This window comes from uncultured Parasphingopyxis sp. (assembly GCF_937129435.1).
Classification (GTDB): Bacteria; Pseudomonadota; Alphaproteobacteria; order Sphingomonadales; family Sphingomonadaceae; genus Parasphingopyxis.
On record NZ_CAKZNF010000026.1, the window covers coordinates 16,521 to 43,413 of the forward strand.

Here is a 26,893-nt window from a genome sequence, read left to right on the forward strand (position 1 = left end):
GACGAAATCGCGATTGCGCAGTAAAGCCCTCGCTTCGGCGGGGGCTTTTTGCGTCGCACGGGGTGACGCAAGGCGGTACCTCACCTACATCGCCGCCATGAGCGCTTCCCTGTCCGATATCCGCGACGAATATGAATTCTTCGAACCCGGTTCCGATGAACGTTATCAGTTGTTGATCGAACTCGGACGCGAACTGGATGCCATGCCGGACGCGTTGAAAACCGACCAGACGCTGGTCCGCGGCTGTTCGGCGAAGGTCTGGGTCTATCCGACCACCAACGATGACGGCTCGCTGCATTTTCTGGCGGACAGCAATGCGCACATCACCAAGGGCATCATCGCGCTCGTGCTGAAAACGGTGCAGGATCGCCAGCCGCGAGACATTCTGACGATCGACATCGCCGAAGAGCTCGCGCCTTTCGATCTGAAAAACCAGCTCAGTTCGAACCGTACGCAGGGCATTCCCAACATGATCGCCCTGATCAGGGAAACCGCCGAGCGCTATTGCTGACCGGTCGCACCAAGCCCCAGATCGGCGATCACCGTCCCTATCGGCGTGCCCGGCTCGACGATCCTCCAGTTCAACAGATCGCTGGCGCTGACGACGGTGATACCGCGTTTCGGGCACACCGACAGGCACTTGACCTCAACGATCCCGACCGGCGCCTTGCGCCCCTTTTTCGGCTTTCCGAGATGGTCTTTGAGCGCCTTTGCGAGGCGCCATTTCCCTTTGGGGCCGAAGCCACCCTTGGCCTTTTTCGAGCACTTCTTGCAGATGAGAACGGCGTCCTGCCAGTTCGCACGAACGCGGCGCGTCAACTGCCTTTCCACTCCCGGCGTTCTTCGGCCGTCTTCAGCACGTTCCAGGCAGCCTGCCCCGCCGCGAAATTGCGCGCCGCCTCCTCGTCATCGGGTTTGACGTCGGGGTGATTTTCCTTGGCGACCCGGCGCCATGCCTTTTTCACGTCGTCGAACGAGGCATCGGTTTCGAGGCCAAGGATATCGAGCGCGCGAAGTTCATCGCCACTCCGGGTGCCATCGCCGGGCCCGGCCCAGCCATAGTGCGATGCTTCGGCGAAGCCCGCCGCGGCGCGCCGTTCGTCGCGTTCGCGACGCTTGCGCTCTTCTTCGGTCAGGCCTTCGAAATAATTGTAGTTCCGATTGTACTCGGCCGCATGCTTTTCGCAGAAATACCAGCGTTCGGGGCTGTTCGGCGATTTGGGCGCAGGGCGATCGCCGGGCTCGTCGCAACCATAGCGATCGCAGATACGGACTTCGGTGGCCTCGCGAGACGCGTTGTAACCGCGCCAGCGGGGAAAGCCCCAATCGTTCGATCTGCGCGCTCCAACCATGAAATCCCTTGATCCAAATTAAACGGGGCGAGCCATTCGGCCCGCCCCCAATGCTAACTTCACCCGAGATCGATCAGAAGCTGATCGCGGCGGTCGGTCCTCCCATTGCACTCAGAGCGATGCGGGTGACGATCTGGTTCACGATAAACGAAATGATGATCCAGATAACGATCGTCACCGCCGTGTAAGCCAAAGCGTTCTTCTGCGGCACCTTCATCAGCACCTGGCTTCCCAGATAGAGGAGGAAGGCTGCCCATGCGAAGCCTGCCAGTGCGATGATGATGCCGATCCCGTTAATCAGCGTGAAAAACCCGGCAATCCATGCAGCTGTCGCCGAATAGACGAGAAGCTTCATCGCAGAGACCGAGTTCTTCGTGCCTTCGAATGTCGGTGCCAGGGCGTCCGCTATGATGCCCATGAGGTACAGGACGCCCAGGCTCACAATATATCCAATGATCGCCAGGGTGATCAGGAATCCCATATTGTACCGGATGCCGAACGGCCCTTCGAACAGGAGACCGAAGAGGATCGTGCCGATTACCGGCACGAGTGCGAGGATCATCGCATAGCCGGTAAACAGATTGCCGATCGTCGTCGTCTCCGACTCGATAACGGGCCATTCTGTGCGCGGCGTGGTGATGATGTTCTTGACGCGGTCGATGAGGCTCATGGTCTTCCCCCTTGTTCGCAGAAGCGGCATTTATGCGGCTCACGGACCGCCATTGCAACGCATGACTTGATACTGCGTCGCGAATAATCTTGCCAGAGGGCCTGTAAGCCGGGTTCTGTCCAGCGGGTTCCTCCGCCTGGACGGCCATTCCTCTAGGGCCGCGATTGCCCGCGGCCTCAAGCGACCAACCCGGGCGGCTGGCTGGATCATGCCATGCGCCGCCCCTATTCGGTCTTGCTCCCGGTGGGGTTTGCCGTGCCGCGGCCGTTGCCGGCGCGCGCGGTGCGCTCTTGCCGCACCCTTTCACCTTTCGCCTGGCTTTAAGAGCCGTGGGCGGTCTGCTCTCTGTGGCACTGTCCCTAAGCCCCTTGCTTGCGCGCAGGGCCCGCCGGGCGTTACCCGGCACCGTCGATCCGCGGAGCCCGGACTTTCCTCCCCCGCTTGCGCGGCGGCGGCCGTCCAGCCCTCTGGCCGGAGCTATCTAGCGCCTCCCGCCTCGCGATCCAAGAGCAGCTGAAGGAGAATGGCCCTGCACTCGCCATCGATCGTCCCGTCGATCAGCGTTGGCCGCCAGCGCCGCTGAAAGGCCACCGTCGCTGCCAGCTTGTCCTCGATGTCATAACCGAAGCGTTCGAGCGCGAGCAGAAACGCGCCGTCGCTCCATTCCGGGTCAGTGGTCGGATTTCTGGGGCGCGCCAGGGCGAGCTGCAACCGCGCAAGCTTGTCCCAGGGAAAAAGCTCGCCCGGATCCTGCTTGCGCGCCGGCGCCACGTCCGAATGACCGACGACATTGGCCCGGGGAATGTCGTGGCGCTTCAGGATTTCACTGCTCAGCCGGATCAAGGCGGCAATCTGGTCATCGGGAAAGGGCCGATAGCCGAATTCATGGCCGGGATTGACGATCTCGATCCCGATGCTCGCCGAATTGACGTCGGTGATGCCGCGCCAATAGCTCGCCCCCGCATGCCAGGCCCGCTTGCCCTCGTCGACGAGACGCAGCACGACGCCGTCCTCGTTGACGACATAATGGGAGGACACACCGCTCTCTTCCGACGTCAGCCGTTCGATCGCTTCGGCGCCGGTTTTCATGCCCGTATAGTGCATGACGAGCATCGTCACCGGCAGTTTCCTGTCGTTGAAGTTTGGCGATGGTGTGTCGAGAAACTCCAAATCGGCGGCCCCATGAAGTGGAAAGCTTACACGACAACTCCGCCGAATTTCCGGCCGGGGGTCAAGGGGAAATCGTCAACCGCCGACGGCGATGTCGCGGCGTTCCTCGCTGTGAAGGCGGTAGAATCCATAGCCGCCATCGATCTTGTCGAGCCCGTTCGCCAGCCCGATCAGCGTCTCGCCCGCCCCGAGTATGAGCGTCCCGGCAGGCGCCAGAGCATCGCGCAGATGGGACAGCACCTTCGCCCGCGTTGCCATTGGGAAATAGAACAGCACATTGCGGCACAGGATGAGGTCGAACGGCCCTGCCGCCTGCGGTTCAAGCAGATTGTGTTCCCGGAAGGTGACGCTCTCGCGCAATTTGTCGCGAATCCGCCATTTCTCATCCTCCTGCGAAAAATCCCGGATCATGGCGCGAACGGACAAGCCACGCTGGATCTCGAACTGCGAATACAGCCCTTCCCTTGCCCGATCGATCGCCCCACCCGAAATATCGGTAGCGACAATATCGATTTTCCGTCCCGGGAGGTGCGGCATCTCGCCGAGCATGATCGCCAGCGAATAAGGTTCCTGCCCCGTTGAGCATCCCGCGCTCCAGATTCGATAGGGGCGCGGCGATCCCTTTTCGGTCAGTGTATCGGCAAGCAGGTTCCGCAATTGCTTGAACATGGTCGCATCACGGAAGAAGGACGTCTCGTTATTGACCATCGCCTCGACGATCTGGGTCGCGACTTCATAGCCGGATTTCGAGGTCAAAAGCGCGAACAGTGCATCGGTATCGCGAAAACCGTGCGACCGCATGATCGATTCGACCGCGCGGGCAACGCGCCAATAGCGGCTGTCGTTAAGTTGTTGGCCCGTCCGCGCTTCGAGCAGCCGGTCGAGTATCGCGAGTTCGGCAGATCCTAGTTCCATCCGAACGTCCGGGCGCGCATGGCGATTTGCGCGGCAAGCATGGCCGGCGGCGCGATGGAGTGCGCGATACCCGCCTCTACCACCGCGCCCGGCATCCCCCATATCACTGCAGAGCCTCGGTCTTGGGCCACTACGCTTCCGCCATATTCGACCAGGGTAGCGGCCCCTTGCGCGCCGTCGCGGCCCATTCCGGTGAGCATGACGCCGACGGCATCGGTGCCAAAGCAGACCCCGACCGAAGCAAAGAGCGGATCGACCGACGGGCATGGCCCGCTTCCGCCTCGCGGCTGCAAGGCGATGCGCGTATCCGGCCCATTTCCGGCAATAGCGAGATGGAAGTTTCCGGGCGCGATATAGATTTTTCCGGCCCTGAGCGGTTCGCCGTCTTCGGCGATCACTGTCGTCCGGCCCGAACTCGCTTCGATCTGGCGGGCGAAGAAGGGCATGAAATCTGCGGGCAAATGCTGGGCGATCAGGATCGGCATGTCGTGTTCGGCCGGGAGCGCAGCAAGCAAGGCATTGAGCGCGTGCACGCCGCCGGTCGACGCACCGATCGCAAGGCAGCGAACCGGGTGCTCAACCGTAGCGCCGATCTGATAGACGTCATCGGATGGGCCGCCGGCGTCCTCCAGGAGTCGCAGCATTGTCTCGCGCAACAGGCAACCGAATCGCGCTCCGGACTGACCTCCCGTCGGCTTGAGCAATGTATCGCTGGCGCCCATCGCCATCGCCCGGATCGAGGCTTCCGCATTTTCGGAGCAATGCGATGACAGGACCAGGATCGGGACGTTGCCGCACTCATGCATAATATGCGGAATGGCGTCGATCCCACTCATTCCGGGCATTTCGATATCGAGCAGCACCAGATCGGGCCGGACGCCGGATACCCGCTGGATCGCCTGGTCCGCACTCGCAGCATGACCAACGACCTCGAACACGCCAGCCTCATCGACAACACGCTTGACCATCATCCGTGCGACCGCCGAGTCGTCGACGAGAAACACGCCCGGCTTCATCGCCGCACGAGCATCCTCTCCGGTTATTTCGCTATGGACTGCGTGCATCGGATCAGGCCAGTCCGACGATTTCCAGCTTGGCGTGGAGCGTCTCGCGGTCGAACGGCTTCATGATATATTCGTCGGCGCCCGCATCGATCGCCTGCCGGATCTGCCCGGCGCCATTCTCGGTCGTGCAGAAGACGACTTTCGGGCGGTCCGGCAGTTGCAGTCGCTTCAGCGCGGCAAGAAAATCCATCCCGCCCATGACCGGCATGTTCCAGTCGAGCAGGACGACATCCGGCATATCCCGCTGGACCTTGGCGAGCGCGACTTCACCATTTTCGGCTTCGCTAACCTCGAAATCGAGCGTTTGCAGAATATGACTCGCCACGGTCCTGATGACCTTGGAATCGTCGACGACCAAACATTTTTTCACACGCTTACTCCGTACTGGCGGTGAGTCCGGGCATATCGGCCCAATCGTAAGTCTGCGGTTAAGATGCGCATCACGCTGCCGCCGGCTCGAAAGAGCCGACGAGCTTCGCCGTGTCGATGACGAGAATAGTCTCACCATCGAAATCGATGACGCCTATCGACACCGCGTGCCAGCCTTTCGCCATCGCTACGCCCGTGCGTCCCGGCGCCTCTTCCACCTCGATGGCATCGATGACATCATCGACGGCAAGGCCGTAGAAATGTCCTTCGATAGACACAGCGACGAGCGTGGCATCTTCGGAAATGTTCGCCGGACCGCCCTGGATCGCCGCGAGCGGATCGACGACGGTGATGACATCGCTGCGCATGGCGGCGAGTCCGGCGACAAAGGACGGCGTTTGCGGCGCGCGCACGATCGTCCCGCAGATCATGACGGTCGTCACGTCGGTTGCCGGGATGGCAAGCCGCGTGCCGCTCGCCTCGACGATCAGGTAGAGGTTGTTCATGATTGGCCTCCGGCGCGGGCGTGGCGATCGAGCGCGTCGGAGATGGCTTCCCGGTCGTAGCGGAAGACCGCGTCGCCGCTGCTCCTGTCGTCCGAGAGGCGAAGAACTGGCGCCGCCGCCTCATCAAATCCGACGGTATCCGCGTTCGCCTCGATCACCAGATCGACGGGCCCATCGGTCGCCTCATTATCGAATACGACGCGATAGCCTGCCATTTCGACGAGCGGCCGCAGAATTTCTTGCCGCCAATGATCGCCGCCGCCGACGATCCGGCAGAGCTTCGACGCCGCTTCGGCACTTCGGTCGGCAAATTCTGCGAACAAATCATGGCTGTCGAGAAGCTCGATCGGTACGTCGTCCTGATTGACGATGCCCGCGATGCGGCCGGGTTCGCGCACCGGGCGGAACGCACCGTCGAGCGTCGCAATATCGGCGGGGCCGCCGATCGCATAGGCGATGTCCGTTTCGCCGTCGGTCAGTCTGAGCATGGTGATCGTCCCGCTTTCGGGCAGAGGCCCGGCGGCGATAACCGGCAGAATCTCTCCACCGAGCGTAAGATGGAGCTGTCCGGCACGATTCCTGACATGCTGTGCTTCCACCTTGATCACGCGATCGACGATGCCGATCCGAACGGCGCGGCGGACCTGATCGCAATCGTCGAAGACCAGCGCCTGAATATCGCTGCGCGAAACGACACGGGCGGGATCCTCGGACGTCGCTTCTCCGGCCTTGAGGTTCAACCGCAGGCCCGCCTTGTCGGCAATCCCGGCGATATCGAGCAGCAGGAGAGGCAGTCCCGTGTCCGGTAGCGCCGACCCGGCGAACATCCCCGTTGCCATGACCACGGGCGCCAGCGGTTTGACGACGAGATCCTCATGTCCCACCGTCCGGTCGAGCGCCAGAGCATAGCGCTCGCCCTTGCGGGGCGACACGATGACCGCGAAGCGCTCGTCGCACGATGGCGATTCCTCGCCGAACAGCCCCGAAAGACGAACCAGCGGCATGTGCGCGCCGCGCATCATCAGGAGTTCGCCGCCGCCGACCCGTTGCACCTGGGCGTGGTCCGAGGCGAGGCTCACGATCTCGCCGATCATCGGTCGCGGGATGGCGTAGATTTCTTCGCCACAGCCCACGACAAGCGACGGAATGATCGTCAGCGTCAACGGCACGTTGAGTCGGAAGGTCGTTCCAATTCCCGCCAGGCTCTCGACCGAAATCGTTCCGCCAAGGCGTTCGACATTGGTGCGAACGACGTCCATGCCGACGCCGCGCCCGGAAATCTCGCTGACCTTTTCGGCCGTTGTGAGGCCGGGATGGAAGATGAGATCGTCACGCTCGGCATCGCTCAAATTCGCGATATCGCTTTCGGCCACGACACCCGCCGCAACGGCCTTTTCGAGCAACTTGGCGCGATCAATGCCGGCCCCGTCATCGGAAATCACGATCTCGATCCGGTTGCCGGTCTGCCGCGCGGCCACCGAAAGCCGGCCCTCGGGCAGCTTTTCGGCTGCCAGCCGCACATCCTCGCTCTCGATGCCATGATCGATCGCATTGCGGACGATATGGGTGAGCGGATCGCGCAGCATCTCGATCATTTCGCGGTCGAGTTCGACGTCCGATCCATCGATATCAAGCGCGACCGACTTGCCGAGCTGCCCCGATATATCGCGGACCAGCCGCGGCAGCGCGGCGAACAGGCTTTCGATCCGTTGCATCCGCGTCCAGCTGATCCTGTCGCGCAGGTCGGTGATCGAACTCGACAGCCGTTCGAAGGCCAGGTCGAGACCGTCGCTATCGCCGACAGCAAAGCGGCGCGCGAATTCATTGCGCGAAAGGACGAGGTCGGAAACGCCCGCCATCAACTGGTCGAGCAGCTCGACCGGGACCCTGATGCTGCGAACCGGTCCGCGCGGCACGGATGGTTCGGATGGTGCGCCTGCAGAGTCATCGAGACTCGCCGTAAACTGCTGGCGACCGGGCGTCTTTTCCTGGGTCAGCGCAGCAATCAGCGGCTCGTCGTACGCATCGATCTCCTCGCCATTGTCGAGCGCTTCCGTCAATTCCCCGATGCGGTCGATAATCGCCAATATGGCGGAAACGAGCGCGGCATTCGGTTCGCGGGTGCCGGCGCGCAACTCGGACAGCACATCCTCGGCGGCATGGCTGAGCCGCTGATGACGCGGCAGATCGAGGAAACCGCTGCTTCCTTTCACCGTGTGAACGAAACGGAAAATCTCGTCGAGGCGCTTCCTGTCCGCCGGATCGCGCTCCCAGGCGACCAGTTCGCCCGAGACATGTTGGAGCATGTCGCGCGTTTCGCTGATAAATTCGGCTATGATTTCGTCCATCGCCACCGTCCGGAATGCCCCGAACCCGGCTATGGCCGATGATGGTTAAGAAGCGGTTTCCTTGCGTCGCTTCACGACGCGAAGGCAGCGCCGAACAGCAGGACGTTTTCCTCCGGCTCCGACACCTGGATCTCGCCGCCACCCTGCCGGACGAGGACATGGGCCAGCCAGGCGGCCGCAGCACGGGGCGTCAACCCGTCTTCACCCGTTTTGCCGAGCAGGGCGTTCTTCAGCTCGGGATCGAGGATCAGCCGCTCGCCTTCGGCGCGAACGACGATCTCGTCCTGTTCCGCCCCGACGAGCAGCTTCCCGCCGCGCACCATCGCATCCGCCGCGATCAGCGCGAGGTTGAGGAGAACCTTGATCTTCGCCTTCGCCATGGTCGACGGGCCGACCATCCATTCCAGATCGATCCGGCCCTTCGTACCGATCAGTCCCTCGATCGCCGTCTGTGCCTCGCGCGCATCGATTTCGTCCTCGAACCCGCCCGCTGCACCGAAGGCCAGCCGGAAGAATTTGAGCTTCGCCGCCGATGTCCGCGCGCTTTCACCGAGCAGCTCGACGCAGCGCTCGCGCATTTCCGGATCATGTTCGTCCGCGAGCAGCTCGACGCCATTGTTGAGCGCGCCGATCGGGCTCAGCAGGTCGTGACAGAGTCGCGACGCCAAAAGGCTCGCAAATTCTACGCTTTTCTCGTCCATTCGGCCCCGCATCGCGTTGCAATTGTTGGCGTGCTGGCACCTATTGGCCCTCGCTCCCGTCGCTGGCAAGGCAAAGCTCCACAGCGGCGAATTGCCCCGGCGCAACGACCTGCCAGGCCGCCATCCGCCCCGACGCCACGATAATCCAGTATCGGCCGACATCGAGCGCCATTTCCCGGTCCCGGTCCGACGGTTGGGCCTCGCCGCACGGATGCGAATGGAAATGACCGAGGACGCGGTATTTTCCCGCCCGCTCGTCCCGAATGGCGGCGAACAGCGCCGATGGGTCGATTTCGAAGGCAATGGCCGGATTCCGGGCTCTGTTGGGGGTCGGAACCGCGCGCTCGACATGCCCCGAACGGCCTATCAGCAGGCCGCAAGCCTCCACAGTCGGCGTCGCGGCGCAATGCTCGAGAACCCTATCGTGCGCGGACCTTGCAATATTCAGCTTCACGACCACATCGCTACGGCAGGAACGGGGCCCATGTCGACAATTCGCGCGATCATTCCGGCGGAAGCCGATGGCTGGCGGCTCGACCGCGCTCTGGCGGCCGCCTTGCCCGACCATTCGCGCGAGCGGCTCAAGAAGCTCATTGCGAGCGGACAGGTGACGGACGATAACGGAAAGGCCGTGCGTGACGTCAAGGCGTCGGCGACCCCGGGAGCGGCCTACAACCTTGTCATTCCCAAACCCGAGCCGATGGCGGCTGCCGCGCAGGACATTCCGCTCGCCGTCGCCTATGAGGACGAGCATCTGATCGTCGTCGACAAGCCGGCGGGTCTCGTCGTGCACCCGGCGGCGGGCAATCCCGACGGAACGCTTGTGAACGCGCTGCTCCATCATTGCGCCGGTTCGCTCTCGGGCATCGGAGGGGTTTCGCGCCCGGGAATCGTCCATCGTATCGACAAGGACACGTCGGGGCTCATCGTCGCCGCGAAGACCGACAAGGCGCATGAAGGCCTTGCGAGGCAGTTTGCCGCTCACTCTATTGATCGTGTTTACAAGGCAATAGCGTCCGGCATTGTCATGCAATCGGAAGGAACGGTCGAGACGCATCTGGCCCGTTCGTCGCAGAATCGGCAGAAGATGGCGGTTGTCGACGCTCCACGCGGAAAAAGGGCGGTGACCCATTTTCGCCGGATAGAGGCGCTGAACGAGGCGACTCTGGTCGAATGCCGGCTCGAAACCGGTCGGACCCATCAGGTCCGCGTGCATATGGCACATCTCGGTCATGCGCTGGTTGGCGACCCGGTCTACGGACGCCCGCGCAAGGCGCACCGCAAGCTGTTGGACACGTTGGGTTTTCACCGGCAGGCGCTGCATGCTGCCCGGCTCGGTTTCACCCATCCGGTGACGAGAAAAACTATAGCCCTGGAAAGCGATTTGCCGGGTGATATTCAGGAACTATATAGGGTATTGAACGTATAAGAATCGTCAGCAAATCCGGGATTTTCCGGCGTCTGACAGGGAGCAGATTACCAGACATGGCAAACGCAATGGCCACGATTCCTGCAATCGGCGGCGAAAACAGCCTCAACCGGTACATGACGGAAATCAAGAAGTTTCCGATCTTGAGCCAGGAAGAGGAATATATGCTCGCCAAGCGCTTTGAAGAACATGGCGACCGCGAAGCGGCGCAACAGCTCGTCACGTCCCATCTCCGCCTCGTGGCGAAGATCGCGATGGGCTATCGCGGCTACGGCCTGCCCGTCAGCGAGCTGATCTCCGAAGGCAATATCGGCCTGATGCAGGGCGTAAAAAAGTTCGAGGCCGACCGCGGCTTCCGCCTCGCCACTTATGCTATGTGGTGGATTCGCGCCTCCATCCAGGAATATATCCTGCGTTCGTGGAGCCTTGTGAAGATGGGCACCACAGCGGCGCAGAAGAAGCTGTTTTTCAACCTTCGCAAAATGAAGGCGCGGCTGAACGCGTTCGAAGACGGCGACTTGCGCCCCGAAGATGTCGAGAAGATCGCGACCGATCTCGGCGTGACCCAAGATGAAGTCACTTCGATGAACCGGCGGATGGCGATGGGCGGCGATACGTCGCTCAACGTGCCGATGCGCGAGGACGGCGAAGGGCAGTGGCAGGATTGGCTCGTGGCCGAAGATCCGCTGCAGGACGAAACCGTCGCCAACGCGCAGGAGGCCGATGTCCGCCGCGAAATGCTGATGGAGGCGATGGGCGAGCTCAACGAGCGCGAACAGCACATCCTGACCGAACGCAAGCTGACCGACGATCCGCAAACGCTGGAAGAACTGTCCAAGGTCTATGACGTTTCGCGCGAGCGCATCCGTCAGATCGAGGTCCGCGCGTTCGAGAAGCTGCAAAAGGCGATGATACGGATCGCGGAGGAAAAGCGTCTCCTGCCCGCAAGCTAAGCTTTCGCTGGAATGACGCCATGGTGTTGGCTAGTCCGGCACCATGGTTCGCGCGCTCAAATTCGTTTTCAAGACAATTTTGTGGTTTCTGGCGATCACCATCCTCTGGGTGGTGATTTACCGCTTCATCGCGCCCCCCATCACGCTGACGATGGTATTCGACGAGAACGGCGCGACCCGCGAATGGCGGAGCCTGTCGGAGATCGATCGCGACATGGCGGTCGCAGCGATCGCGGCGGAGGATGGCAATTTCTGCCTGCATAGCGGCTTCGATTATGAAGCGATCCGCCAGGCATGGGAGGAACGCCAGGCCGGGCGCCGGCAGCGCGGCGGTTCGACGATCAGCCAGCAGACGGCCAAGAACGTGTTCCTGTGGCAAGGAGGCGGCTGGTTCCGCAAGGGGCTGGAGGCGTATTTCACCGTCCTGATCGAGCTGCTCTGGGGCAAGGAGCGGATCATGGAGGTCTATCTCAATGTCGCGGAAACCGGGATCGGCACCTATGGTGCCGAGGCAGGTTCGAACCGCTATTTCGATCACGATGCGTCGACCATGAGCGACATCGAAGGGGCGCGGATCGCAGCGATCCTGCCTGACCCCAAGAGCCGTGACGCGCGCAATCCGGGCGGCTGGACGGCTCAATATGGCAATCGGATCGCCGCGCGGATGGCGCAAGTGCGCGCCAGTCCGCTCGACGACTGCATTCCGGAATAGGCGTTAATTGCCGCTTAGGTTGCCTGCCGCTTCCTCGGCGGCGTCACCGGCCTGTTGTGCGGCATCGCCGACATCGCCGGCGGCTTCGGTGATGGCTTCGGTTTCGAGCGCCTCATTGCCGCTCATTTGCGTGAAAAAGTAAATGCCGGCGATCACGGCGACGATCAGAACGATGGCGATGACCCAGCCTGCCCCGCCGCCGGATTTTTCGACGACAACGGTGTGCGGTGCTTCGTCGCTGCGCTCGACTGTCTTTTCACGGGTGACGCCGTCGTCCCGTTCGGTAACGCGTTCTTCGGTCATGACTTCAAACTCCTTGCAGTATGCGCGTTAAACGGCGCATGCGGCACCGGAGTTCCCGAAAATCTGCGAAGGCGTGTCCTAGAAAGGCAGTTTGAATCCGGGCGGCAGCGGAAGACCGCTGGTCATCTTGCTCATCTCTTCCTGGCTTCTCGCGTCCGCCTTGACCCGCGCATCGTTGAGCGCGGCGGCGATCAGGTCTTCGAGCACGCCCTTTTCGTCCGGCGTCAACAGTGAATCGTCGATGGCGACGCCGAGGATCGTTCCCTTGGCGCTGGCGCGGACCTTGACGAGCCCGCCACCCGCCACGCCCTCGACCTCGATCTTCTCGAGGCCTTCCTGCGCCTTTTTCAGCTCTTCCTGCACATTCTGTGCAGCCTTCATAATGTCTTCGAAATTCTGCATCGCTCAGGCGCTCCCTTTGCCAAGCTTGTAGTCGATCAGTTCGGCGTCCGGAAACGCCTCGAAGGCGGCCTTTACCACCGGGGATTCCAGCACATCCTTGCGTTCCTTGTCCGCCGCAGCCTGTTCGCGCTGGCGGAGCGAGGGTTCCGCCTCGCCATCGCCCAGTTCGACGGTCCAATGCTCGTCCGTCAACCGCTTCAATATGGCCGCCAGGTCACGGTTCCAACCCTCCGGCATCGGTTTCAGCGGTTTGAGGATCAGAGACGGCGGCTCGTATCGGATCACGCCGACATCGTCATGGAGTTGCACCGCGAGGCTCTGTTCCTGCCCCTCCTCCACCCGTTTCACTAATGCCCCAAAATCGGCGGGGAGAGTGGCGCTGGTATTGCTTCCCGGGGCAGACGGCGCCGTCGCAGCCGGGCCGGCGGACAACTCACCGCTTTCCAGCTTGCGCGCCAGATCGCCCGGATCGGGAAGCCCCGCGGCATGCACCACGCGCAGCAATGCCATCTCCGCCGCCTGCAATGGCATCGGCGCGGTCTCGACCTCGTGAAGCCCCTTGAGCAGAAGCTGCCAGATCCGGTGAAGCTGGGCGAAACTCAGCCGGCTCGCCCAGTCGGACAGGGCTGCGCGCTCATCTTCCGACAGCGCCGGATCGTCGACCCCGGCGACCTTGGCCCGCGTCACGCCATGCGACACTTCGAGCAACCCGCGAAACAGCGCCGCCGGATCGACTCCATAATCGTACTGCGACTGGATCGAGGCCAGCACACCATCGGCATCGCCCTCGAGCAATTGTCCGTAAAGCTGTCGCACCGCGCCGCGATCGGACAGGCCCAGCATCTCGCGCACCTGATCCGCCGTCACCGTCTCGACACTGTGCGCGATCGCCTGGTCGAGGATGGACAGCCCGTCACGCGCCGATCCTTCAGCCGCCTTCGCGATCAGCGCCAGCGCTTCCTCCTCGGCATCGACCTTCTCCTGATCGCACACCCATCGGAAATGCGCGGCCAAGACATCGGCCGGAATACGGCGCAGGTCGAAGCGCTGGCAGCGCGACAGCACCGTCAGCGGCAGCTTGTTGACCTCGGTGGTGGCAAAAAGGAATTTCACATGGGGCGGCGGTTCCTCGAGCGTCTTCAAAAGGCCGTTGAACGCGGCCTTGGACAGCATGTGGACCTCGTCGATAATGTAGATCTTGTAGCGCGCCGAAACCGCCGCATAGCGCACCGCCTCGATGATCTCACGGATATCGTCGATGCCGGTATGGCTTGCCGCGTCCATTTCGACGACATCGATATGCCGCCCCTCGGCGATCGCCTTGCAGGGCTCGCATTCGCCGCAGGGATGGATGGTCGGACCGCCCTCCCCGTCCGGACCGACGCAATTGAGCGCCTTGGCGATCAGGCGAGCCGTCGATGTCTTGCCGACCCCGCGCACGCCAGTGAGCAGGAAGGCATGCGCCAGACGATCGCGCTTGATCGCGTTGGCGAGCGTCTGGACCATCGCGTCCTGGCCGATCAGTTCGTCGAAATTCTGCGGCCGGTATTTGCGCGCGAGCACGCGGTAGGGAGAGGTCGCTGCGGGTTTTTCCTGCTGCGGCGGTTCGTCGAGGCCGAGCCCGGGTCCTTCCGGCGGCGCTTCGGTGGTGGTGTCGGAATCGGTCACGCGATCAGACTAGCCGTCCCGATAGGCGAAGTCGAAGGTGTAATGCAGAAGCGCCCAGCATTGAACAAGTTGACACCGATTGACACCCCCTCGGCCCGCAAGTTGACACCTGTCTGACAGCCGGTTGACAACAAACCGCCCTGCCGAAGGCCGCGGCATATCGGCCGCAACTCGCTGTTCCAAAATGAAAATGCGCCTCCATCGCCCGGCGATAACATCGGGCCGGCATGTAGGGCAGCAAGAGAGGTGGAAGCCGGAACGACCCGCAACGAAATCGTTACGGCTGCTTCCTTCCGGACCTGACCGGGTTGGCGAATGCTGCGTCCGCCCGACTTCCGAAGCGGCATATGGCGCGTCCGACCCGGAAATTCAATGCCGGTCATGCGATATCCGAACCCTCCAGATCGGATTGATCGTGAACGACGCGCACCACGCGAAGGATTTCGCCATCGGCGCGGTAGACGATCAGGTGCCTGCCGCTGCGCCAGCGCCGGTAAAGATGCCCGCCATGTTCGAGGCGACTTCCAAGACCTGGAACGTCCGAGAGCTTCTGGAAAGCTTCTTCCATCTCTCCTTCATAACGTTCGGCTTGATCGACGCCCCAACGGCGGGCCGTATAAAGCCAGATATCGCGCAGGTCGGCAAAGGCCCGCTCGGACAGAACTATTCGGAGTGGAATCGCTTCTTCGCTTCGGCAAAGGCTTCACGGGGCGTTCGATCGCTCCAACCGCTCGCTTCCCCTTCGTCGATCAACGTACGAAGACTGTCGACATCGCCCTGATGCCTGCGCACCAGCGAGCGAATATAGTCGCTGGCATTGGCATATCGCCCGGTCGCAATCTGCGCCTCGACATGCGCCTTCATTTCATCGGGAAGCGAGATGTTCATCGTGGCCATGGCGTCAATCTACTCAATGATGGCAAAGATTGTCAATCAAGGACTTAACGCCGACAGTTCCCGCACGGCCACGGCCAGCCGCGCGATGTCGGCAATCGCGGCGTTCACCGCTTCGGCTTCCGCCTCGGGCCGGTCGATATAGACGGCAAGTACGAACGCATCGCCCTCGGGCGGCCAGACGATGCCGATATCGTTGTACGCGGTGCCGCAGGTGCCGGTCTTGTCGCCGACGCGCCAGCCGTCCGGGATGCCGGCGCGGATGCGTTCGTCGCCGGTCTCGTTGGCGATCGCCCAAGCGCCGAGCTGCTCGCGTGAGGCGAGGCTCAACTCAGGTTCGAACATCAGGCGCTGGACGAGGCTCGCCATCGCTACGGGGCTGGTCGTGTCGCGCGGATCGCCCGGCGCGTTCTCGTTCAATTCGGGCTCCATGCGATCGAGCCGCGACACTTCGTCGCCATGATCGCGGAAAAAAGTGGTCAGTGCTGCCGGGCCGCCAATGCGATCGAGGAGCAGATTGGCGGCGGTGTTGTCGGAAAGCGTGATGATCGCCTCTGCCAGTTCGGCAACCGTCATCTCGCCCTGTGCAACGCGTTCCGAGGTCACCGGCGCATAGGAAAGGATGTCGCTCTGGTCGAAGACAATTGAATCGTCGATCGAGAATTCGCCTTCCTCGACCCGTTCGAGCACAGCTGCGGCAAGCGCCAGCTTAAAGGTCGAGCACATGGCGAAGCGTTCGTCGCCGCGCCACGCGTAAAGCGTTTCGCCGCGCTCGTTCATGAGTGCGACGCCAATCCGCCCGCCAATCTCCTCTTCCATCGTCTCCATCGCCGAATCATCGAGCGATCTCAAGGTTGCCGCGCTTTCCGTGTCCGATGCCTGCGTCGCGCATGCCGAAGCACCGAGTGCCAAGACGAGCGCCGAAAAGATCATCCAGATACGCAACATCAGCCTCTTCCTTGCATATTGTGCACCGAGCCCGGCATTTTCACGGTCAGGCTGTCCCATTCCTCCTGGAGCCAAATCTGGCAGGCGAGCCGGCTGTAGCGGTTAACATCGGCGGCGAGATCGAGCATGTCGTCCTCCATCTCGCTCGGTTCTTTCAGCTTGCCGAAATCGGCCGGGTCGACATGGACGTGGCAGGTCGAACAGGCCATCTGCCCCTCGCACGTCCCTTCGAGTGGCTGGCCGTCCGCCTGGGCGAGATCGAGCAGCCGGTCGCCGGGCGCGCCCTCGACTTCGCTGACGGTTTCACCATCGCTCGCCACGAAACGAACGCGGATCACGCGTCGTCCTCGAGCTGGATTTCGTCTTCGATATGCTCCTCGTCGCCCTCGACCTTGCGTTCGGGCAGCTGATGCTCGGCATTCTCGATGATCTTGTCGAGCGCCTCGGAAAGCTCGTCTTCGGTCGTGTAGCGGCCGAAACCCAGACGGATGCTCGATTGCGCCTGCTTTTTTGAAAGCCCGAGCGCCTTCAGCACATGGCTCGTCCGGCCCGAACCGCTGGCGCAGGCGGAACCCGCCGAAAACGCCACTTCCCGTGTTTCGGAGATCAGCCGCCCCGCATCGAGCCCGTCGAGGCGGAGGTTGAGATTGCCTGGATAGCGCGCGCAATCCGATCCGTTGATGTCCCAGTGATCGCCGAATTTATCGACCGCAATGGCCCATAGCTTTTCGACATGCGCCTCGTCGTCGAAACGATTGTCGGCCATCAGCTTCGCAGCGGCGCCGAAGCCCGCGCATAAGGCTGGCGAGAGCGTGCCCGACCGCAATCCGCCTTCCTGTCCCCCGCCATGCAGCAGCGGCGCCGGCTTGACGCCGTCCGCGCACCAGAGCGCACCGATCCCCTTGGGGCCGTGAACCTTGTGCGCCGAGATCGCGATCATGTCACAATGATCGACCGGCACCTCTTCGCGCCCGAATCCCTGCACCGCGTCGCAGAACATCAGCGCGCCGGATTTGCGCGCCATCTCTCCGATCTGGTCGATATGGTTGATGACGCCGATCTCGTTGTTGACGAGCATCGCTGCGACCAGCGCGACATCGTCGCCCATCGCTTCACCCATCGTCATGGTATCGACCAGACCTTCGCCCGATACGCCGATGACCGTCAGCTCATAACCGTTCTTCTCGCAATATTCGGCGGTATCGAGGACGCAGGCATGTTCGGTGGCGATGGTGACGATCCGGTTTCGCTCCTTGGGCGCCTTCGCCATCGTCCCCTTGATCGCCCAGTTCGCCGCCTCGGTCGCGCCGCTTGTGAAATACAGATTGCCGTTCTTCGCGCCGAGGCAGTCCATGATCTGGTCGCGCGCCACATCGACCGCGGCCGCCGCCTCGCGCCCCATTTTGTGCGGCGAATGCGGGTTGCCGAACTTCTCGTCGAGAAAGGGCTCCATCGCCTCGCGTGCCTCGGGGGCGAGCGGCGTCGTCGCCTGATAGTCGAGATAGATGGTCTTGCTCATGCCGCGCGCGATTTCGCTTCCTTGGCCAGCCGCTTCCACGTGTCGATGAAGCGATAGATATCGGCGCGCTTGGTGTCAGGGCCGAAGCTGACCCGGATGACTTCCGACGCTTCCTTTTCGTCCCAGCCCATCGCGGCGAGCACGTGGCTCGGCTTGAGGCTGCCCGACGAACAGGCGCTGCCGGCGGACACGGCGATCCCCGCCATATCGAACTGTATGAGTTGCGCGGAGGCCGCAACGCCGGGCATCCGATAGGAGGCGATGGTGGGAATGCGATCCGCATCGCGCGCCACTACTGTTCCGCCCTCCTGTTCGATCGCCTTGTCGAGATGATCGCGCAATCCCTCTGCGCGCCCGAGCCAGCCTTTAGGTGCTTCGACCGCCGCTGCAAATCCGATGGCGGCGGGAAGGTTCTCGGTTCCCGGACGATACCCCTTTTCCTGCCCGCCCAGCGCATGGAGTTCGGCAAGGTCGCGCACGAGCAGCGCGCCGATGCCCGGCGACCCGCCCAGCTTGTGCGCCGAAATCGCGACAAAATCCGCATCGGGAAGCGGCCATTTGCCGGCGGACTGGCTGCAATCGGCGAGGAGAAGGTTTCCTCCGACCGCGATCCGCGCGTCGAGATCGGTCAGATCCTGCGCCACGCCCGTCTCGTTGTTCACCGACTGGATCGCGACAAGCGCCCGGCTATCGGTCCCGGCGAGTAGCCAATTGAGCTTGCCACCATCGACGATGCCGTTCCGATCGACGGGCAATCGCTCCGCATCGGCGGCCGCCCGCTGAACCGCGTCATGCTCCACCGTGCTCACAATGGTCCTGTCCGCTTTCGAGCAAGACGTCGCCAGCGCAATGGCTTCGCTGGCCCCGCTCGTGAAGATCAGCTCATGCGGCCAGTCCAGCGCCGCTTTGATCCGCGTCCGCGCGTCTTCCAGTGCGGCACGAGCCGCGCGTCCCTCGCCATGGGGCGAAGAGGGGTTCGCCCATTCCTCCAGCGCCGCCGCCATCGCTTCGCGCGCCTGCGGAAGCATCGGCGTCGTTGCGGCATGGTCTAGATAAAGGCGTTCTTTCAAAGGTTTATCCGGTTTTTATTGCTTGGCGAGCGCGATTTCCTATATAGCCCCCGCTCCGCTTGTCCCCGCATAAGCCCGATTCCCGCCCGATTCCAGCAACGAGACCACAGCCAATATGCCCGAAGTGATTTTTCCCGGCCCCGAAGGCCGCCTCGAAGGCCGTTTTGCACCGCCGCTCCGCCCGCGCGCGCCGGTCGCCATGATCCTGCATCCGCACCCCCAGGGGGGCGGGACGATGAACAATGCAATCGTGCAGCAACTCTACAAGACCTTCGTCAATCGCGGGTTCGCCACGCTGCGTTTCAACTTTCGCGGCGTCGGCAAGAGCCAGGGCGAGTTCGACAACGGCATCGGCGAGCTTTCGGACGCCGCCTCCGCGCTCGACTGGGTGCAGAGCTTCCACCCGGAAGCCGAAACGACCTGGGTCGCCGGCTTCAGCTTCGGCGCGCTGATCGGCATGCAGTTGCTGATGCGCCGCCCGGAGATCCGCGGCTTCATCTCGATCGCTCCGCCCGCCAGCATGTACGATTTCAGCTTCCTCGCCCCCTGCCCCGCCTCCGGCGTGATCATCCAGGGCGATTCGGACGAGGTTTCGCTGCCCTCGGGCACGCAGAAGCTCGTCGACAAGCTGCGGACGCAAAAACACATCACGATCCAGCACGACGTGATTCCCGGCGCCAACCATTTCTTCCAGAACGAGATGAGCGAGCTGATGACGTCGGTCGACGATTATCTCGACATGCGGCTCGATCCGGACTGCCCGATTAAATAGCATTTTGTCGGGCTCGACCTGTCGGTCGAGCGCGGCACTAAACCGTCCAGATCAGCACGTTGGCGAGGATGACGATCGCCGCCGCGATCATCAGCAGACCCTTTTGGGTGTCGCCCTGCTTGCGCCAGAGATAGATGCCGCCCGCGATGAGCGCGAAGACGGCGAACATGGCGAGCGAGAGCAGGATGTTGGCGGCGAGCATCAGGCGTTTTTCTCCGTCAGTTTGGGGAAATAATCTGGGCGAATGTGGCCGCATCGACATTGCCGCCCGACAGCGTCACCAGTGTGCGCTCCGTCACCGGTACCTTGCCAGCCAGCACGGCGGCCAGCGCAACAGCCCCGCCCGGTTCGACGACGAGGTGAAGCTGCGAAAAGGCAATTCGCATAGCCTGCTCGACTTCGATTTCGCTGACCGTAACGCCGTTCGCTCCGGCTGCCTGGAGTATGCCGAACGTCAGCGGTGAAACGCGCAACGTCTGCAATGCGTCACATCGTGTGCTCGGCGGATTCGACCCGACCGGTTCGATCTCACCGGCGACCAGCGAGCGGCACATATCGTCCCAGCCCTCCGGTTCGACCACAGTCAGCGGCACGCCGGGCAGCGCGAGCGCGGTGCCGGCAGCAAGTCCGCCACCGCCGCAGCAGATGACGGCACTGTCCGGCGCGCCGCCGGCATGGGCCTCCATCTGCGCCTTTGCCTCGAGCGCCGCGCTGCCCTGGCCCTCGACGACCCAGGGATCGTCGAAACTCGGCACCAACACCGCCCCGCGCTCATCGGCCAGTGCGGCAGCGATTTCCTCCCGACTCTCGGTCATCCGGTCATAGGTCACAATTTCCGCGCCGAGCGCGCGGGTCGCTTCCATCTTGGCTTTCGGCGCATCGGCCGGCATCACGATCGTCGCGGCCATGCCGAGCCGCGTCGCCGCCCAGGCAACGCCCTGCGCGTGATTGCCCGAGGAAAAGGCAACGACACCGAGCGACCGCTCGGCATCGCTCATCGCCGTCAACCGGTGCAGCGCACCGCGCAGTTTGAAGGCGCCGATCGGCTGCAGATTCTCGCATTTCAGCCAGATCCGCCCCTGTTCGATATCGAGCGGCAAAAGCGGTGTGGGAGGCACGGCCGCGGCGACCACACGGGCCGCCTCCGCAACGCCTTCCGCCGTAGGTTCGCGCATGGTCATGCGCTCCCGCTAGCCGCTCCTGTCGCCAACCGCAACGGGACCCGTTGCAATTGACTACCTTTCCCGTTGGGCGCAGTGTTGCGGCCGTAACAAGAGGGGGAGAAGATCATGAACAGTGCCATCCTGCTACCGGCGGCCTTGCTCGTCGTGTGGACACTGCTGATCCTGATGTGGATGGCCTCCACGCGCTTGCCGGCGATGAAACAGGCCGGGGTCGACATGGGTGCCAGGCCGGGCGGAATGGGCCGCGATCTCGAGGGGCTGATTCCGGACAAGGTGAACTGGAAAGCCCATAATTACGCGCATCTCGTCGAGCAACCGACGCTGTTCTACGCCGTGGTCGGGATTATCGCACTGACCGGGACAGGGGATGTCCAACTCAATGTCTGGCTGGCCTGGGCCTATGTTATCCTCAGGGTTGTCCACAGCTTGATCCAGACGCTGTGGAATTATGTACCGGCGCGCTTCCTCGTCTTCCTCATATCGACCGGCGTGCTGTTCGTATTGGCGATCCGCGCGCTGCTCGCCGCGGCCCAGAGCTAGGAGAAGCCGAATGGGAACCAATATGATCCTGCAACCGGTGATTGCGCTGGTCCTCTGGACGATGCTCATATGGCTCTGGATGTACGTCACGCGCATTCCGGCGATGGGCAAGGCCAAGATCGACACCGCCAATATGGTCGGCGGCACGGGCAAGGATCTCGACAACGCCCTGCCCGCACAGGTCCAGTGGAAGGCGCATAACTACAACCATCTGCTCGACGAGCCGACATTGTTTTACGCGGTGGCGCTGAGCCTGGCGCTGCTCGGCGCGGGAGACGGTTTCAACGTCACGCTGGCCTGGGCCTATGTCGGCCTGCGCGTGCTGCACAGCCTGATTCAGACCACGGTCAACCGGGTGATGTTCCGCTTCCTGGTCTTCGCCTTGTCGAGCATCGTGCTGATCTGGCTGGCGATCAACGCCGCGCTGGTCGCGTTCTAGGCGGCGAGACAGCCGGCGATGGCGCGCGGGATCGCGGCGACGACATCGTCCGCGATCATCGCCGGACCGGCGAATTGCGCGGCTTCCGCATGGAGCCACACCGCTTGGCAGGCGGCGGCGAAGGGATCGCCCGTCGCCGCGTAGCGAGCCGCGACGAGCCCCGACAACACATCACCCGTTCCCGCCGTTGCGAGCGAGCCCGGCGCGTCGGCAAGGATGCCCGCACGCCCGTCGGGCGCCGCGACAACGGTGTCGGCACCCTTGAAGACGACCACCGATCGCGCGGTCTTCGACGCCTGACGCGCCCGAACGATCTTGCTCTCGTCGCCCGCCCCGAACATCCGGTCGAACTCGCCCGCATGCGGCGTGAGGACCGGAATCTGTGCGAAAGACGCCAATCTGTCGGGGCCGTCCTTTTCGCCGAGCAGCACCAGAGCGTCGGCGTCGAGAACAAGCCGCCGTCCCGACGCCAGAACCGCGTCGAGCCGTTGCCGCGCTTTCTTGTCGCGTCCCAGGCCCGGCCCGATCACCGCGCAATCGATCCGCTCGTCTTCGAGCAATTTGCCGAGCGTCTTGGGGTCGGTCGCCTGCTTCATGATCAGCGCCTGCGGCCCGTCGCCGCGCTCGGGCCCGGCCATGACGACATAGCCCGCCCCACCGCGCATGGCCGCCTGCGCGGCCAGGCTCGCTGCGCCTGCCATCGGCCCTTCGGCGACAAAGACATAGCCGCGTATGTATTTGTGATCGTCGGGACCGGGCGCCGCGATCGACGGGCGCGCGATTTCAGTGAGATCGCTCTCGGCCGCAATGCCGATCTCGCCGAGCAGCACATGGCCCATATGGCGCTGCGCAGGCTGCAGCAAATGCGCCGGTTTGAGCGCACCGAGCGCGACCGTCACATCGAAATCGGGAACCGGCGAGAGGATCGTGCCGCCATCCGTCTCGATCCCGCTCGGCAGATCGACGGCAATGCCATGCCGTGCCCTTGCAACCAGATTGCCCAGCTGCCCCGCAAGCGCCCTATCGAGCGGACGCTTGAGCCCGGTGCCGAACAGCGCGTCGATGACAAGCGGCGCGGATTTGGCTTCATCGATTGTAACCACCTCGCCGTTCCACTTCCGGCGGGCCTCGGCCGCCGCATCACTGGCCGGATCGGCCAGCGCCGCGACGCGAACATCGCAGCCGCGCTCGGCGAGCAGCCGCGCAACGACATAGCCGTCGCCGCCATTGTTGCCGGGCCCGCACAGGATGAGCGTTTCGCTTCGCCCGGCGATCCGCCAGGCAATGTCGGCAACCGCCCTGCCCGCGCGTTCCATCAGCTCGCCGACCGGGGTGCCGCTATCGATGGTCGCCTGTTCGGCGTCGCGCATTTCCTCGGCCGTCAGGATCGCGCGGCCCGGCATCAGCGGACCGTGGCCGGCAGCCGGTAACGATCGCCGCCCAGCGCGACTTCGATCTCGCCTTGTGAAAGTGGCGTGACGGCGGCCTGCTCGGCCCCGTCTGCGGCGATCACCCCGCGCCCGTCATTGGTGACGAGCAGCCGCCGGAAGCCGCCATCGGGATGGCGCAGGGTCAGGATCAGGCCTTCCGCCGTCTGCGTGCGTTCGATCGTGCAGTCGGGCTGATATCCGGTTGCCCCGCCCGGCGCGCAATAGACCATGCCGCTTTCGATAAGATCGCGCTGCGCATTGGCTTCGGCCTCGAGAAGCGGGTCGACGTTATCCGTTTCTGGCTGGTCGCCAGCCCCGCACGCCGCAAGGGCGAAGCTGATTGCCAATGTGCTAGATATCCGCATAGACATGCGTTTCGGCCTTTGCGCCGGGATGGGTGACGGCGCCCTTGCTCGCCGGACCGACATTCTGGGCATAGCGCCACAGCGTTCCCGACTGGTAATCGTTCTGCCGCGCGGTCCAGTTTCGCCGCCGCTCGGCGAGCACATCTTCGTCGACATCGAGATCGATCGTCCCGGCCTCGGCGTCGATCCGGATGATATCGCCATCCTCGACAAGCCCGATCGGCCCGCCTTCGGCGGCTTCCGGTCCGACATGGCCGATACAGAACCCACGCGTCGCGCCCGAAAACCGCCCATCGGTGATCAGCGCGACCTTCTCGCCCATCCCCTGGCCGTAAAGCGCCGCGGTGGTCGAGAGCATTTCGCGCATCCCCGGCCCGCCCTTGGGCCCTTCATAGCGAATGACGATCACCGATCCTTCTTCGATGTCACGCGTCTCGACGGCGTGGAAGCACTCCTCCTCGCTGTCGAAGCACCGCGCCGGCCCCTCGAACTGGAGCCGCGCCATCCCGGCGACCTTCACGATCGCGCCATCGGGGGCGAGCGAACCTTTCAGCCCGACCACCCCGCCCGTCGGCGACAGCGGGTGTTCGACCGGATAGATCACCTTCTGCTTCGGGTTCCAGGTCACCTCGTCGATATTCTCGCCGAGCGTCTTTCCCGTCACCGTCAGACAATTGCCGTCGAGCAGGTCGTGATCGAGCAGCGTCTTCATCAGCATGTAGACGCCGCCCGCCTCGTACATGTCCTTGGCGACATATTTCCCGCCGGGCTTGAGGTCGGCGATGTACGGCGTCGACTTGAACATTTCGGCGACGTCGAACAGGTCGAAATCGATCCCGCATTCGTTTGCCATTGCAGGCAGGTGCAGCGCCCCGTTGGTCGAGCCACCGGTCGCCGCGACGACGCGCGCGGCGTTTTCGAACGCCGCCTTGGTGCAGATGTCGCGCGGGCGGATATTCTTCTCGAGCAGCTCCATCACCTGCTCGCCCGCAGCGCGCGCTATATCGTCGTTCGATTCATAGGGCGCGGGCACCATGTTGCTGTTCGGCAGCGAAAGCCCGATCGCCTCGCCAACACAGGCCATGGTGTTCGCGGTGAACTGGCCGCCGCACGCGCCATGGCCGGGACAGGCGACCTTCTCGAGTTCGATCAGCTCCTGCAGCGGGCAATCGTCGGCCTCATAGCGTCCGACCGCCTCGAACACGTCGACGACGGTGACGTCGTCGCCGTGGAAATGGCCGGGCAGGATCGATCCGCCATAGACGAAGATCGCTGGGACGTTGAGCCGCAGCATCGCCATCATCATGCCGGGCAGCGACTTGTCGCAGCCGGCAAAGGCGACGAGCGCGTCATAGCAATGGCCGCGCACCGACAGCTCGACCGAATCGGCGATCACCTCGCGGCTGACGAGCGAGCTCTTCATGCCCTGATGGCCCATAGCGATGCCATCGGTCACGGTGATCGTGTTGAAGCGGCGCGGCGTACCGCCACCGGCGATCACGCCCTCGCGGCAGATATCGGCCTGGTGATCGAGCCGCGTGTTGCATGGCGCGCTGTCGTTGCCCGCGCTCGCGACCGCGACAAAGGGACGATTGATCTCCTCCTCGCTCATCCCCATCGCGTAATAATACGAGCGATGCGGCGCACGCGAGGGGCCGATCGAAACATGCCGGCTCGGCAGCTTTTCCTTGTCGAAACGGTTGGTCATCGAAACTCCGCCAATATTCCATCGTCATTCCCGCGAAGGCGGGAATCCCGCTGCCTTCAACCGGAAAGAAGAAGCGGGGCCTCCGCTTTCGCGGGGATGACGGAGAGAATCAAGGGAGTGTGTCGCGCGTTTCCGCGATCACCGGCGCGAGGATATCGGCCCATTTCGAGACACCCGCAGCATCGCCGATCAGGTCGTTGCGCACCTCGATCGCCAGATAGGGCAGCCCTCTCGCCTCCGCGTGATGGTTCATCGTCGCGTTGAGCAGCTTGCCCGAATAGGGTTCATTGTCGCCGACCGTCAGCCCCTCCGCCTCCAGCAATGGAATGGCTATCCGTGGTGCGCGTTCGTCCTCATTGTAGAGAATTCCGCATTCCCACGGCCGCTCCTGATCCGGCTTCGAGCGCAACTGCGGTGTGAAGCTGTGGATCGTGAAGAGCATCTTCGGCTCCCGCTGCTCGATCTCTCGCTCAACACGCGCATGATAGGGCCGCCAGAAGCGATCGATCGCAGCTCCGAAAGCTTCGGTGTAGGCGCCCCTGAAGTCGACCGTCGTTGTGGCCTCTCCATCCGTGCTTTCCCCGAGATAGGGCTCAAGCAAAGCAGATCCGCCAAGCTTGTGGATCGTGGGTCGGTCTGGCCTTTCGCGAAAATCCCGCGCGATGAAGTGAACGCCTACTTTCTGTTTCGAGATCGCGGAATCCGAGAATGCGATGTAGTTGACGACGATTTCGACATAGCAGGCCGTGTCAGACCCTGTCAGGCGGCTGCGCTGGCGAGCGGCGGTGTGGTAGTCGACGGGCTCTTCATGCTCGATAAAGGCGAACCCTGCGAGGCGGCCCTCGCGTGCCAGCAACGTCCTGGCGATGTCAAACTGCGAACCGGCTTCGATCTGGGAAAGCAATTCTGCCTCGGGGACATCGCGGCCTGCCAGAAGCTCCGAAATCAACCCGAAATTGCCAAGGCTGGTGAAACCCTGCACTTGATCCGTCGGAAAGAAATGCGCTTCGCACAACGGCGGTGCGCTGACATCCTGGGCAAGCGCAAGCAACATCAGGACTGTAGCAGAACCTGTCATCGTGTTGGCGTGTGCTCAGCGTCGGCAATAGTCAATCTTGCAAATACTGCCGTTCAGCCATGCGCCGCGATGAATTCCTCGACCACTGGCGCGACCTTCGTGCGCCACTTGCTGCCGTTGAAGATTCCGTAGTGTCCGGCGCCCTCTGCCATGTAGTAGCGCTTCTTCTCCTCACCCAGCCCGGTCGCCAGCTTGAGCGCGGCCTTGGTCTGGCCCAGTCCGGAGATATCGTCGCGCTCGCCTTCGATCGCGAGCAGGGCGGTGTCGCTGATCTGGGTGAGGTCGACGACCTCGCCCTTATGTTCGAACGTACCGTTGGGGATCGAGTGCTTCTGGAACACCTCCTCCACCGTCTGGAGGTAGAACTCCGCCGTCATGTCACAC

33 protein-coding genes, 2 other RNA genes and 1 pseudogene are annotated in these 26,893 nt (G+C 63.0%); 7 read left to right on the forward strand and 29 right to left on the reverse strand.

The features are described 5' to 3' along the window. The first annotated feature begins 97 nt into the window (after window positions 1–97). Entirely contained in the window at window positions 98–511 is a 414-nt protein-coding gene (locus Q0139_RS05150) for a SufE family protein (RefSeq protein WP_298018467.1), read from the forward strand. Here Q0139_RS05150 and Q0139_RS05155 read toward each other — a convergent pair. From Q0139_RS05155 to Q0139_RS05210, 12 genes are all read right to left on the reverse strand, one after another. Continuing rightward, a complete protein-coding gene (locus tag Q0139_RS05155; RefSeq protein ID WP_298018470.1) occupies window positions 502–819 on the reverse strand; it encodes a (2Fe-2S) ferredoxin domain-containing protein in 318 nt (105 codons plus the stop codon). The genes Q0139_RS05150 and Q0139_RS05155 overlap by 10 nt on opposite strands. Beyond that, window positions 816–1,352 (reverse strand): J domain-containing protein, encoded by a 537-nt coding sequence (locus Q0139_RS05160; RefSeq protein ID WP_298018473.1) that lies wholly within the window; start codon window positions 1,350–1,352, stop codon window positions 816–818. The genes Q0139_RS05155 and Q0139_RS05160 overlap by 4 nt, the downstream gene beginning before the upstream one ends. Window positions 1,353–1,425: 73 nt before the next feature. Then, window positions 1,426–2,022 (reverse strand): Yip1 family protein, encoded by a 597-nt coding sequence (locus tag Q0139_RS05165; RefSeq protein WP_298018476.1) that lies wholly within the window; start codon window positions 2,020–2,022, stop codon window positions 1,426–1,428. An 88-nt stretch (window positions 2,023–2,110) separates the two neighbouring features. Then, an RNA gene (rnpB, locus tag Q0139_RS05170) (RNase P RNA component class A) lies at window positions 2,111–2,493 on the reverse strand. Window positions 2,494–2,499: 6 nt separating this feature from the next. Next, window positions 2,500–3,135: an N-acetylmuramoyl-L-alanine amidase gene (locus Q0139_RS05175; protein WP_298018557.1), complete on the reverse strand. Its 636-nt coding sequence runs from the start codon at window positions 3,133–3,135 to the stop codon at window positions 2,500–2,502. 132 nt (window positions 3,136–3,267) lie between these two features. After that, window positions 3,268–4,107 (reverse strand): protein-glutamate O-methyltransferase CheR, encoded by an 840-nt coding sequence (locus Q0139_RS05180; protein WP_298018479.1) that lies wholly within the window; start codon window positions 4,105–4,107, stop codon window positions 3,268–3,270. After that, window positions 4,098–5,123, reverse strand: coding sequence for a chemotaxis protein CheB (locus Q0139_RS05185; RefSeq protein WP_298018482.1), 1,026 nt, complete (start codon window positions 5,121–5,123; stop codon window positions 4,098–4,100). The genes Q0139_RS05180 and Q0139_RS05185 overlap by 10 nt, the downstream gene beginning before the upstream one ends. 52 nt (window positions 5,124–5,175) lie before the next feature. Beyond that, on the reverse strand, window positions 5,176–5,541 hold the full coding sequence (locus Q0139_RS05190; RefSeq protein WP_298018485.1) for a response regulator: 366 nt from the start codon (window positions 5,539–5,541) through the stop codon (window positions 5,176–5,178). A gap of 70 nt (window positions 5,542–5,611) precedes the next feature. Beyond that, window positions 5,612–6,046 carry a chemotaxis protein CheW gene (locus Q0139_RS05195; protein ID WP_298018488.1) on the reverse strand — a complete coding sequence of 145 codons (435 nt, stop codon included), beginning with the start codon at window positions 6,044–6,046 and terminating at the stop codon, window positions 5,612–5,614. Then, window positions 6,043–8,394 carry a chemotaxis protein CheA gene (locus Q0139_RS05200; protein WP_298018491.1) on the reverse strand — a complete coding sequence of 784 codons (2,352 nt, stop codon included), beginning with the start codon at window positions 8,392–8,394 and terminating at the stop codon, window positions 6,043–6,045. The genes Q0139_RS05195 and Q0139_RS05200 overlap by 4 nt, the downstream gene beginning before the upstream one ends. 71 nt (window positions 8,395–8,465) lie before the next feature. Further along, complete coding sequence (locus tag Q0139_RS05205) at window positions 8,466–9,095, reverse strand: histidine phosphotransferase family protein (protein WP_298018494.1); 630 nt, start codon at window positions 9,093–9,095, stop codon at window positions 8,466–8,468. A 40-nt stretch (window positions 9,096–9,135) separates the two neighbouring features. Beyond that, a complete protein-coding gene (locus Q0139_RS05210; protein WP_298018497.1) occupies window positions 9,136–9,549 on the reverse strand; it encodes a M67 family metallopeptidase in 414 nt (137 codons plus the stop codon). A gap of 30 nt (window positions 9,550–9,579) precedes the next feature. Here Q0139_RS05210 and Q0139_RS05215 point away from each other — a divergent pair, with 30 nt between their 5' ends. The 3 genes from Q0139_RS05215 (at window position 9,580) to mtgA (ending at window position 12,189) form a co-directional block, all read left to right on the forward strand. After that, window positions 9,580–10,524 carry an RluA family pseudouridine synthase gene (locus tag Q0139_RS05215; RefSeq protein WP_298018500.1) on the forward strand — a complete coding sequence of 315 codons (945 nt, stop codon included), beginning with the start codon at window positions 9,580–9,582 and terminating at the stop codon, window positions 10,522–10,524. Window positions 10,525–10,592: 68 nt separating this feature from the next. Further along, window positions 10,593–11,477: an RNA polymerase sigma factor RpoH gene (rpoH, locus tag Q0139_RS05220; RefSeq protein WP_298018503.1), complete on the forward strand. Its 885-nt coding sequence runs from the start codon at window positions 10,593–10,595 to the stop codon at window positions 11,475–11,477. 43 nt (window positions 11,478–11,520) lie between these two features. Then, window positions 11,521–12,189, forward strand: coding sequence for a monofunctional biosynthetic peptidoglycan transglycosylase (gene mtgA, locus Q0139_RS05225; protein ID WP_298018506.1), 669 nt, complete (start codon window positions 11,521–11,523; stop codon window positions 12,187–12,189). A gap of 3 nt (window positions 12,190–12,192) precedes the next feature. Here mtgA and Q0139_RS05230 read toward each other — a convergent pair whose 3' ends face one another. From Q0139_RS05230 to Q0139_RS05275, 10 genes are all read right to left on the reverse strand, one after another. Then, window positions 12,193–12,492 (reverse strand): hypothetical protein, encoded by a 300-nt coding sequence (locus Q0139_RS05230; protein ID WP_298018509.1) that lies wholly within the window; start codon window positions 12,490–12,492, stop codon window positions 12,193–12,195. A 78-nt stretch (window positions 12,493–12,570) separates the two neighbouring features. Next, complete coding sequence (locus tag Q0139_RS05235) at window positions 12,571–12,894, reverse strand: YbaB/EbfC family nucleoid-associated protein (protein WP_298018511.1); 324 nt, start codon at window positions 12,892–12,894, stop codon at window positions 12,571–12,573. Between the two features lie 3 nt (window positions 12,895–12,897). Then, on the reverse strand, window positions 12,898–14,562 hold the full coding sequence (locus Q0139_RS05240) for a DNA polymerase III subunit gamma/tau (protein ID WP_298018515.1): 1,665 nt from the start codon (window positions 14,560–14,562) through the stop codon (window positions 12,898–12,900). Between the two features lie 242 nt (window positions 14,563–14,804). Next, an RNA gene (gene ffs / locus Q0139_RS05245) (signal recognition particle sRNA small type) lies at window positions 14,805–14,902 on the reverse strand. A 39-nt stretch (window positions 14,903–14,941) separates the two neighbouring features. Further along, window positions 14,942–15,241: a type II toxin-antitoxin system RelE/ParE family toxin gene (locus Q0139_RS05250; protein ID WP_350140401.1), complete on the reverse strand. Its 300-nt coding sequence runs from the start codon at window positions 15,239–15,241 to the stop codon at window positions 14,942–14,944. Then, a complete protein-coding gene (locus Q0139_RS05255) occupies window positions 15,226–15,459 on the reverse strand; it encodes a type II toxin-antitoxin system ParD family antitoxin (RefSeq protein ID WP_298018518.1) in 234 nt (77 codons plus the stop codon). The genes Q0139_RS05250 and Q0139_RS05255 overlap by 16 nt, the downstream gene beginning before the upstream one ends. Window positions 15,460–15,495: 36 nt before the next feature. Then, complete coding sequence (bla, locus tag Q0139_RS05260; RefSeq protein WP_298018520.1) at window positions 15,496–16,404, reverse strand: class A beta-lactamase; 909 nt, start codon at window positions 16,402–16,404, stop codon at window positions 15,496–15,498. Beyond that, window positions 16,404–16,742, reverse strand: a complete 339-nt coding sequence (locus tag Q0139_RS05265; RefSeq protein WP_298018521.1) for a 2Fe-2S iron-sulfur cluster-binding protein — start codon at window positions 16,740–16,742, stop codon at window positions 16,404–16,406. Before Q0139_RS05265 ends, bla begins: the two co-directional genes overlap by 1 nt. After that, entirely contained in the window at window positions 16,739–17,923 is a 1,185-nt protein-coding gene (locus tag Q0139_RS05270) for a cysteine desulfurase family protein (protein WP_298018523.1), read from the reverse strand. The genes Q0139_RS05265 and Q0139_RS05270 overlap by 4 nt, the downstream gene beginning before the upstream one ends. Continuing rightward, window positions 17,920–18,993 carry an aminotransferase class V-fold PLP-dependent enzyme gene (locus Q0139_RS05275; RefSeq protein ID WP_298018525.1) on the reverse strand — a complete coding sequence of 358 codons (1,074 nt, stop codon included), beginning with the start codon at window positions 18,991–18,993 and terminating at the stop codon, window positions 17,920–17,922. Before Q0139_RS05275 ends, Q0139_RS05270 begins: the two co-directional genes overlap by 4 nt. A 115-nt stretch (window positions 18,994–19,108) precedes the next feature. Here Q0139_RS05275 and Q0139_RS05280 point away from each other — a divergent pair, with 115 nt between their 5' ends. After that, a complete protein-coding gene (locus Q0139_RS05280; protein ID WP_298018528.1) occupies window positions 19,109–19,765 on the forward strand; it encodes an alpha/beta hydrolase in 657 nt (218 codons plus the stop codon). A gap of 37 nt (window positions 19,766–19,802) precedes the next feature. On the opposite strand, the gene Q0139_RS05285 is transcribed toward Q0139_RS05280, so the two are convergent. Further along, the gene (locus Q0139_RS05285) at window positions 19,803–19,967 is read right to left on the reverse strand and encodes a hypothetical protein (RefSeq protein WP_298018531.1); all 165 of its coding nucleotides are present in this window, start codon (window positions 19,965–19,967) and stop codon (window positions 19,803–19,805) included. Between the two features lie 16 nt (window positions 19,968–19,983). Then, on the reverse strand, window positions 19,984–20,946 hold the full coding sequence (locus Q0139_RS05290) for a threonine/serine dehydratase (RefSeq protein ID WP_298018533.1): 963 nt from the start codon (window positions 20,944–20,946) through the stop codon (window positions 19,984–19,986). 108 nt (window positions 20,947–21,054) lie between these two features. Here Q0139_RS05290 and Q0139_RS05295 point away from each other — a divergent pair, with 108 nt between their 5' ends. Next, complete coding sequence (locus Q0139_RS05295; RefSeq protein WP_298018536.1) at window positions 21,055–21,489, forward strand: MAPEG family protein; 435 nt, start codon at window positions 21,055–21,057, stop codon at window positions 21,487–21,489. Window positions 21,490–21,499: 10 nt separating this feature from the next. After that, a complete protein-coding gene (locus tag Q0139_RS05300; RefSeq protein ID WP_298018539.1) occupies window positions 21,500–21,928 on the forward strand; it encodes an MAPEG family protein in 429 nt (142 codons plus the stop codon). On the opposite strand, the gene Q0139_RS05305 is transcribed toward Q0139_RS05300, so the two are convergent. The 5 genes and pseudogenes from Q0139_RS05305 to Q0139_RS05325 form a co-directional block, all read right to left on the reverse strand. Next, the gene (locus Q0139_RS05305; protein ID WP_298018542.1) at window positions 21,925–23,331 is read right to left on the reverse strand and encodes an NAD(P)H-hydrate dehydratase; all 1,407 of its coding nucleotides are present in this window, start codon (window positions 23,329–23,331) and stop codon (window positions 21,925–21,927) included. The genes Q0139_RS05300 and Q0139_RS05305 overlap by 4 nt on opposite strands. Beyond that, window positions 23,331–23,729 (reverse strand): hypothetical protein, encoded by a 399-nt coding sequence (locus Q0139_RS05310; protein WP_298018545.1) that lies wholly within the window; start codon window positions 23,727–23,729, stop codon window positions 23,331–23,333. Before Q0139_RS05310 ends, Q0139_RS05305 begins: the two co-directional genes overlap by 1 nt. Further along, window positions 23,710–25,431: a dihydroxy-acid dehydratase gene (ilvD, locus tag Q0139_RS05315; RefSeq protein WP_298018548.1), complete on the reverse strand. Its 1,722-nt coding sequence runs from the start codon at window positions 25,429–25,431 to the stop codon at window positions 23,710–23,712. Before ilvD ends, Q0139_RS05310 begins: the two co-directional genes overlap by 20 nt. Window positions 25,432–25,540: 109 nt before the next feature. Further along, entirely contained in the window at window positions 25,541–26,485 is a 945-nt protein-coding gene (locus tag Q0139_RS05320; RefSeq protein WP_298018551.1) for an N-formylglutamate amidohydrolase, read from the reverse strand. A 77-nt stretch (window positions 26,486–26,562) separates the two neighbouring features. Further along, a pseudogene (locus Q0139_RS05325) lies at window positions 26,563–26,893 on the reverse strand (polyhydroxyalkanoate depolymerase); the annotation flags it as partial.